14 protein-coding genes are annotated in these 6744 nt (G+C 43.6%); all 14 read left to right on the top strand.

The window, feature by feature from the left end; genetic code table 11:
* The first annotated feature begins 116 nt into the window (after positions 1–116).
* Positions 117–440 carry a 30S ribosomal protein S10 gene (locus A2048_04755; GenBank protein ID OGP09754.1) on the top strand — a complete coding sequence of 108 codons (324 nt, stop codon included), beginning with the start codon at positions 117–119 and terminating at the stop codon, positions 438–440.
* Between the two features lie 82 nt (positions 441–522).
* Positions 523–1200: a 50S ribosomal protein L3 gene (locus A2048_04750; GenBank protein OGP09753.1), complete on the top strand. Its 678-nt coding sequence runs from the start codon at positions 523–525 to the stop codon at positions 1198–1200.
* Between the two features lie 9 nt (positions 1201–1209).
* Complete coding sequence (locus A2048_04745; GenBank protein OGP09752.1) at positions 1210–1836, top strand: 50S ribosomal protein L4; 627 nt, start codon at positions 1210–1212, stop codon at positions 1834–1836.
* A gap of 26 nt (positions 1837–1862) precedes the next feature.
* Positions 1863–2150, top strand: a complete 288-nt coding sequence (locus tag A2048_04740; protein OGP09751.1) for a 50S ribosomal protein L23 — start codon at positions 1863–1865, stop codon at positions 2148–2150.
* On the top strand, positions 2147–2974 hold the full coding sequence (locus A2048_04735; protein OGP09750.1) for a 50S ribosomal protein L2: 828 nt from the start codon (positions 2147–2149) through the stop codon (positions 2972–2974). The genes A2048_04740 and A2048_04735 overlap by 4 nt, the downstream gene beginning before the upstream one ends.
* 2 nt (positions 2975–2976) lie before the next feature.
* The gene (locus tag A2048_04730) at positions 2977–3288 is read left to right on the top strand and encodes a 30S ribosomal protein S19 (protein OGP09749.1); all 312 of its coding nucleotides are present in this window, start codon (positions 2977–2979) and stop codon (positions 3286–3288) included.
* A 53-nt stretch (positions 3289–3341) separates the two neighbouring features.
* Positions 3342–3677 (top strand): 50S ribosomal protein L22, encoded by a 336-nt coding sequence (locus tag A2048_04725; GenBank protein OGP09748.1) that lies wholly within the window; start codon positions 3342–3344, stop codon positions 3675–3677.
* A gap of 4 nt (positions 3678–3681) precedes the next feature.
* Positions 3682–4311: a 30S ribosomal protein S3 gene (locus A2048_04720; GenBank protein OGP09747.1), complete on the top strand. Its 630-nt coding sequence runs from the start codon at positions 3682–3684 to the stop codon at positions 4309–4311.
* Between the two features lie 38 nt (positions 4312–4349).
* Complete coding sequence (locus A2048_04715) at positions 4350–4772, top strand: 50S ribosomal protein L16 (protein OGP09746.1); 423 nt, start codon at positions 4350–4352, stop codon at positions 4770–4772.
* A complete protein-coding gene (locus tag A2048_04710) occupies positions 4762–4947 on the top strand; it encodes a 50S ribosomal protein L29 (protein OGP09745.1) in 186 nt (61 codons plus the stop codon). Before A2048_04715 ends, A2048_04710 begins: the two co-directional genes overlap by 11 nt.
* A gap of 54 nt (positions 4948–5001) precedes the next feature.
* Positions 5002–5259 carry a 30S ribosomal protein S17 gene (locus A2048_04705; protein OGP09744.1) on the top strand — a complete coding sequence of 86 codons (258 nt, stop codon included), beginning with the start codon at positions 5002–5004 and terminating at the stop codon, positions 5257–5259.
* A gap of 48 nt (positions 5260–5307) precedes the next feature.
* Complete coding sequence (locus tag A2048_04700; protein OGP09743.1) at positions 5308–5676, top strand: 50S ribosomal protein L14; 369 nt, start codon at positions 5308–5310, stop codon at positions 5674–5676.
* 21 nt (positions 5677–5697) lie between these two features.
* Complete coding sequence (locus A2048_04695; protein ID OGP09742.1) at positions 5698–6021, top strand: 50S ribosomal protein L24; 324 nt, start codon at positions 5698–5700, stop codon at positions 6019–6021.
* Positions 6022–6026: 5 nt separating this feature from the next.
* Positions 6027–6560: a 50S ribosomal protein L5 gene (locus A2048_04690; GenBank protein OGP09741.1), complete on the top strand. Its 534-nt coding sequence runs from the start codon at positions 6027–6029 to the stop codon at positions 6558–6560.
* Positions 6561–6744 lie beyond the last annotated feature (184 nt).

The following is a 6744-nucleotide window of genomic DNA, read 5'->3' as shown; positions in this document are numbered from 1 at the left end:
GTGGTGACGGAAATAATTGAGTAATTTGTGAATGTAAGTAGGGGTGGCTCGCTTGCTGCACCCTTAAAGGGTCCGGCAAGCAGGACCCCTACATGATGCATTCATGAAATTGATTTATGGCTAACGATTATCGTGGACAAAAAGTAAGAATCAGATTGAAGGGTTTTGATCACAAACTTCTGGATCAATCCACTGTGGAGATTGTTGATACAGCTAAGCGTACAGGAGCAAGGCTTTCCGGTCCCATTCCTTTGCCCACGAAAATTGAACGCTATACCGTGTTGCGTTCTCCCCATGTTGATAAAAAATCCCGAGAGCAGTTTGAAATTAGAACGCATAAACGATTGCTTGATATTTTGGAACCAACCCAGCAGACCATTGATGCCCTGATGAAGCTTGAATTGTCAGCGGGTGTGGATGTTGAAATTAAGATGTTGTAATGAATGAGTGCGTTATGGGCTTAAGGGGTTATGAATTGATTTTTCTCATAACTCATCCTCTCATAACTCATAACTAATAACTATGTCAGGTTTATTAGCTGAAAAATTAGGCATGACCCAAATTTTTGGGGAAGACGGTCAATGGGTCCCTGTAACAGTATTGAAGGCGGGCCCTTGTTTGGTGGTGCAAAAGAAGACCTCCCAGACGGATGGCTATGCTGCTGTGCAATTGGGTTTTAAGGAAGCCAAACTCAAACGTAAATCAAAGGCATTTCAGGGGCATTTTACAAAAAAGGGCTTTAAAGTTTTAAAGGTTTTGAAGGAGTTTCGGACTCCCCTTGCCGATCAATATACTCCCGGAGATGAGCTGACGGTTTCTCTTTTTCAGACCGGTGATTTTGTTGATGTTGAGGGTCTTTCCAAAGGAAAAGGATTCCAGGGTGTCATGAAACGCCACCACTTCGGCGGTGGTCGCGCGACTCACGGTTGCTCCGTTTCGCATCGTGCTCCAGGGTCTATTGGACAGCGTACTTATCCCGGAAAAGTTTTTAAGGGAAAAAGAATGGCCGGTCGTATGGGTGGGGATCAGGTGACTGTTAAAAATTTACGTGTTGCTGGCATTGAGCCTGAAAGAAATTTGCTTTTGGTGCGTGGGGCTGTGCCGGGCGCTAATAGTGGTATTGTTATTATTCATTCTGTTTCAGGTGATTTTGAAAAAAGATTTCTGGAAACAAAAAAGAAAGACGAAAAAGCAAGTTAAGGAGAATTCATGGGAACTCTTAATGTAGTTAATGCTGAAAAGAAAAAAGTGGGAGAAGTGTCTCTTCCCGATGCCGTATTGTCCGACAAACTTAACAAGGCCGTTTTATACCAGGCTGTTAAAACTTATTTGGCAGGTCAGCATCATGGAACTGTACGTACAAAAACACGATCGGAAGTTAATTTCACCACCAAGAAAGTTTATCGCCAAAAAGGAACGGGTGGAGCCCGTCACGGTTCGATGAAATCCTCTCCCTTTGTGGGTGGGGGGCGCGTCCATGGTCCCAAGCCACGTGATTATTCCTTGGGGGCCAATAAAAAAGTAAGAGCCCTTGCATTGCGTGAAGCGCTTCGCAGTGGGTTGCAAGACGGAAAAGTGGTTGTTTTGGATGCTCTTCATTTTAAGGAAATCAAAACCAAGCTTGCGGCTCAAGTTTTTGGCAAGTTGGGGCTTAAATCGGCCTTGGTTGTGTTGGATAAAAAGACGGATGTTATTGAAAAATCAATCCGTAATTTGAAAGGATTTAAGACCATTTTGGCCAATCAGCTCAATGTGTTTGATCTGTTGAAGTACCCCCAGGTTCTTTTTACCCAGGAATCATTTGGGATGGTTAACGAAAGATATTTGAAAGGGTAGGGGGAAGCCCTTACATAGAGGTTACTATGGATTTGCATCAAATTATAAAGAAGCCACTGATCACTGAAAAGGCTGTGAAGGCTCAAGGGACAGGTCCTCGTTACGCTTTTGTGGTTGACCTTAAAGCCACAAAAACACAGATAAGAGCCGCTATTGAACAGCTTTTTAACGTGAATGTGACGGGCATTAATACGGCCATCATTCGCGGCAAAATGAAGCGAGTCGGTCGCAGTGTTGGCCAGAAGTCAAATTGGAAAAAGGCTCTTGTGAATCTTAAAGAAGGTGAAAAAATCGAACTTTTTGAAGGAGTATAAGCGTGAAGACCTATCAACCAAAAACGCCCAGTTTAAGGCATAAAACGACAAACGATTTTTCGGATATTACAAAAGTGGTCCCGGAAAAGACTCTTGTTGAAAAACTGACTCGCTCTTACGGACGAGATGTCTATGGGCATTTGACCAGTCGGCATCGTGGGGGTGGGCATAAAAGAGTTTATCGTAAGATCGATTTTGCAAGAAACAAGCTTGATGTCCCTGCTAAAGTTGCGGGCATTGAATATGATCCAAACCGTTCGGCTCGTATTGCTCTTTTGCATTATCTCGACGGGGAAAAACGCTATATCGTTGCTCCGGATGGCTTAAAGGTAGGCAGCAAGGTTGTTTCATCCGATAAAGAAATTGATATCAACATGGGCAATGCCCTTTTGTTAAAGAATATTCCCACGGGTACCAATATTTATAATATTGAACTTAAGCCCGGTGCAGGAGGGCAAATGGTGCGTAGCGCTGGTTGCATGGCCCAACTCATGGCTAAAGAAGGACGATACGCCCAAGTACGTCTTCCTTCAGGTGAGGTTCGTTTGGTTCTTTTGCAATGTCGTGCCACCGTCGGTCAGGTTTCCAACCTGGATCATGAAAATATCACCATAGGAAAAGCAGGCCGTTATCGTTGGTTGGGCTGGAGACCGCATACACGTGGTACAGCCATGAATCCCGTTGACCATCCTCACGGCGGGGGTCACGGTCGTGACCATGGGGGGCGTAATCCTGTGACACCTTGGGGTAAATGTACGCGTGGTATGAAGACGCGTAAAAATAAGAGAACACAACGCTTTATCGTAAAAGAGAGGAACGCTTAATTATGGGTCGCTCGATTAAAAAAGGTCCTTTTGTAGATTTGCATTTGGCCAAAAAAGTGGATGATTCTGTTCGTAATAACAATAAAAAGGTGATCAAAACTTGGTCGCGTCGCTCAACAATTACTCCCGATTTTATCGGATTGACTTTTGCGGTTCATAATGGCCGCAAGTTCATCCCTGTGTTTGTCACTGAAAACATGGTGGGGCATAAATTGGGTGAGTTTGCTGCAACTCGCACCTTTATGGTTCATTCAGGGGACCGTAAAGTGAAGGCGGATGAAGGACCCAGATCTCCTGCTCCCGCAGCCAAATAATTTATGACTGTAGGGGCCCCCATAAAGAAATTGGAAGCCCGTACTTACTAACAATGGAAGCAAAAGCAAAATTTACATATATTCGTCAATCGCCAAGAAAGCTTCGGCTGGTGGTTGATTTGGTTCGTGGTAAAGGTGTTCAGGAAGCCCTGGATTGCTTAAAGTTCCAACGTAAAGTTGGAGCGGTCGATGTAAGCAAACTAATTCGTTCAGCGGTGGCCAATGCCCTTCAAAAGGGAGGTGCCCGTGCTGACAGGCTTTTTGTAAAAACGATTATGGTTGATCAGGCAGCTATCATGAAACGGTTTATGCCCCGCGCTAAAGGCTCGGCATCTTCCATTCAGAAAAAGTTGTCCCACATGACTGTTGTCTTAGACGAAAGGATTTAATCGAATGGGTCAAAAAACGCATCCAATTGGTTTTCGTATCGGGATTATCCGACCTTGGCTTTCAAAATGGTATGCCAAAAAAGAGTATGCCAAATGGCTCCACGAGGACATCAAATTTAGAGACCTGATCAAAAAACGGTTACAGGGCATGGGTATTGCCAAAATCGATATCGATCGTGCCTCAACCAAGGTCAAAATTATCATCCATACTTCTCGTCCCGGGTTGGTTATCGGTAAAAAAGGAAGCGGCATTGATGCCCTTAAAGTTGATTTACAGAAAATGACCAAGAACGAAGTATTTTTAAACATCCAGGAAGTACGTCGTCCGGAATTGGATGCCTACCTGGTTGCCGAAAATATTGCTCTTCAGTTAGAACGTCGTGTGGCTTATCGTCGTGCCATGAAAAAGGCCGTGCAGATGTCTCTTAAGTTTGGAGCCAAGGGGATTAAAATCAAGTGTGGCGGGCGTTTGGCAGGTTCTGAAATTGCCCGTTCGGAATGGTATCGTGAAGGCAGAGTTCCCTTGCATACCTTGCGTGCCGATATCGATTATGGTCTGGCTGAAGCCAACACCACCTACGGAATTATTGGCGTAAAGGTTTGGATTTATCGTGGAGATGTGGTGATTCAATAGGGTAGGGGCCCCCGCGGTGCGGGGACCGTACAAAATTTATGTTAATGCCGAAAAAAGTAAAATATCGAAAGCAACAAAAAGGCCGTGTTCGTGGTCGTGCTTGCCGTGGGGTTAATCTTGCTTTTGGTGATTATGCCCTGCAAGTTTTGCAATCGGGTTTTATCAAAACCCGCCAGATTGAAGCGGGCCGTATTGCCATGAGCCGTTTCATCAAACGCGGCGGGAAAATCTGGATTCGTATTTTTCCTGACAAGCCCTTAACCAAAAAGCCTCTTGAAACACGTATGGGAAAGGGAAAAGGCTCTCCTGAAGATTGGGTTGCCCCTGTTCAGGAAGGAAAAATTATTTATGAAATGGAAGGGGTTGCCCCTGATGTTGCCAAGAGGGCCTTAGAACTTGCTTCTCACAAAATTGGCTTAAGAACAAAAATTATAACCCGGGAGAATTATCGTGACGCCTAAAGATTTAAGAGAAAAAACAGATACGGAATTAAAAAAACTTAAAGCCGAATGGAAGACGGAGCTTTTTCATCTCAAGGTGAAAAAAGTAACGGGCCAGTTGGAAAAAACTCACCGCATTCGTGAAGTGAAAAAGGACCTGGCGCGGCTTTTAACCATTGAACAACAAAAGGCCTAGTAGTGACAATCCTAGGATTGTCACTACAGAAACGTCACTACATAGAACATTTTTATGGATATCTTAAAAAAAGAACTCATGGGTAAAGTGGTAAGCAACAAGATGAGCAAAACGGTTGTTGTCGAAACTTCACGTCAAGTGAGACACCCAAGCTTTAAAAAATATTATACCAAGCGCAAAAAATTCAAGGCCCATGATGAAAAAAATGAATGCCAGATCGGAGATACGGTTTTAGTTCGTGAATGTCGTCCTCTTAGTCGTGAAAAATGTTGGACGGTCACCAAGATTGTTGAAAAAGCAGTTGCTGTTTAATTTCATTCTTTTGTCAGCTTTTGACAAAAAGGGATTGGGGTATTGTTTATGATTCAAATGACAACGGTACTTAATTCGGCCGATAACTCAGGAGCCAAAAAGCTTTTTTGCATCAAAGTTTTGGGAGGTACCCGAAGAAAATATGCCACCATCGGCGATATTATTGTTGTGGCTGTTAAAGAAGCACTTCCCAATGCCAAGGTGAAAAAAGGGGATGTCAAAAAGGGTGTTATTGTTCGTACATGCAAGGAAATTCGCCGCCCGGATGGGACTTATATCCGTTTTGATGAAAATTCGATTGTTCTTATTGACAACAATGGTGAACCCATCGGTACCCGTATTTTCGGGCCCGTGGCTCGTGAATTAAGGGCCAAAAAATTCATGAAAATTATTTCTTTGGCACCCGAGGTTTTGTAGGAAATTAAGGAAGGTAAGATTATGGCATTAGCATTAAAGCGAGATGACACCGTCATGGTGATCACCGGAAAAGAAAAAGGAAAAACCGGGAAGATACTCAAGTTTGTGAGTGAGAATAACCGTGTTTTGATTGAAAAAATCAATATGGTTAAAAGGCATTCAAAACCCACCAAGGCTAATCCCCAAGGAGGCATTTTGAGTAAGGAAGCCAGCATTCACCTTTCTAATATCATGTATTATTGCGGCAAATGTGCAAAACCCGTTCGTCTTGGAGCTAAAACTCTTAAAGATGGAAAAAAAGTGCGTATTTGTCGCAAATGTAACGAGGTCTTGGATAAGACATAAAGTTTATGATCAAGCAATTTTACGAAAAAGAAGTTATTCCCAAGCTTATGAAAGAGCTGGGTGTGACTAATAAAATGAATGTTCCCCGTTTGACAAAAATCGTGGTGAATAGCTGTGTCTCTGAAGCGACACAAAACTCCAAGATTTTGGATACGGTGGCAAAAGAGATTGCCATGATTACCGGACAAAAGCCGGCTGTTCGTCGGGCACGAAAATCCATTGCCAGTTTCAAATTAAGAGAAGGCATGCCTATTGCGTGCACCGTTACTTTGCGCCGGAATTCTATGTATGATTTTTATGCCAAACTTGTTCATGTAGCCTTTCCGCGTTCCCGCGATTTTAAAGGCTTGCCCAAACGTGGTTTTGACGGGCATGGCAATTATACTGTGGGGATCACTGAGCAGATTATTTTTCCCGAAATTTCATCCGACAAGGTGGATAAGGTCCGGGGAATGAACATCACTCTTGTAACGACAGCAAAAAATGATCGCGAAGGGGAACTTTTGCTGCGTTCCATGGGTTTCCCATTGAGAGGTTAGTTTAAAATTATGGCTAAGACGTCACTTATTGTTAAAGCAAGTAGAAAACCAAAGTTTAAGGTTCGGGGCTATAATCGCTGCCACGTTTGTGGCCGTCCCCGTGCTTTTATTCGTAAATTTTGTTTGTGCCGATTGTGTTTTCGGTTACGGGCCCTGCGTGGTGAATTGCCGGGTGTAACCAAAG

The organism is Deltaproteobacteria bacterium GWA2_45_12 (assembly GCA_001797365.1).
In the GTDB taxonomy this organism is placed as follows: domain Bacteria; phylum UBA10199; class UBA10199; order UBA10199; family UBA10199; genus UBA10199.
Note: the sequence above shows the minus strand (reverse complement) of the source record. Positions and strands in the feature narration are given on the sequence as shown.

Bases quoted from the DNA above. Each gene is read 5' to 3' on its own strand.
- A2048_04755 (OGP09754.1), top strand. From the start codon at position 117: ATGGCTAACGATTATCGTGGACAAAAAGTAAGAATCAGATTGAAGGGT.
- A2048_04750 (OGP09753.1), top strand. From the start codon at position 523: ATGTCAGGTTTATTAGCTGAAAAATTAGGCATGACCCAAATTTTTGGG.
- A2048_04745 (OGP09752.1), top strand. From the start codon at position 1,210: ATGGGAACTCTTAATGTAGTTAATGCTGAAAAGAAAAAAGTGGGAGAA.
- A2048_04740 (OGP09751.1), top strand. From the start codon at position 1,863: ATGGATTTGCATCAAATTATAAAGAAGCCACTGATCACTGAAAAGGCT.
- A2048_04730 (OGP09749.1), top strand. From the start codon at position 2,977: ATGGGTCGCTCGATTAAAAAAGGTCCTTTTGTAGATTTGCATTTGGCC.
- A2048_04725 (OGP09748.1), top strand. From the start codon at position 3,342: ATGGAAGCAAAAGCAAAATTTACATATATTCGTCAATCGCCAAGAAAG.
- A2048_04720 (OGP09747.1), top strand. From the start codon at position 3,682: ATGGGTCAAAAAACGCATCCAATTGGTTTTCGTATCGGGATTATCCGA.
- A2048_04715 (OGP09746.1), top strand. From the start codon at position 4,350: ATGTTAATGCCGAAAAAAGTAAAATATCGAAAGCAACAAAAAGGCCGT.
- A2048_04705 (OGP09744.1), top strand. From the start codon at position 5,002: ATGGATATCTTAAAAAAAGAACTCATGGGTAAAGTGGTAAGCAACAAG.
- A2048_04700 (OGP09743.1), top strand. From the start codon at position 5,308: ATGATTCAAATGACAACGGTACTTAATTCGGCCGATAACTCAGGAGCC.
- A2048_04695 (OGP09742.1), top strand. From the start codon at position 5,698: ATGGCATTAGCATTAAAGCGAGATGACACCGTCATGGTGATCACCGGA.
- A2048_04690 (OGP09741.1), top strand. From the start codon at position 6,027: ATGATCAAGCAATTTTACGAAAAAGAAGTTATTCCCAAGCTTATGAAA.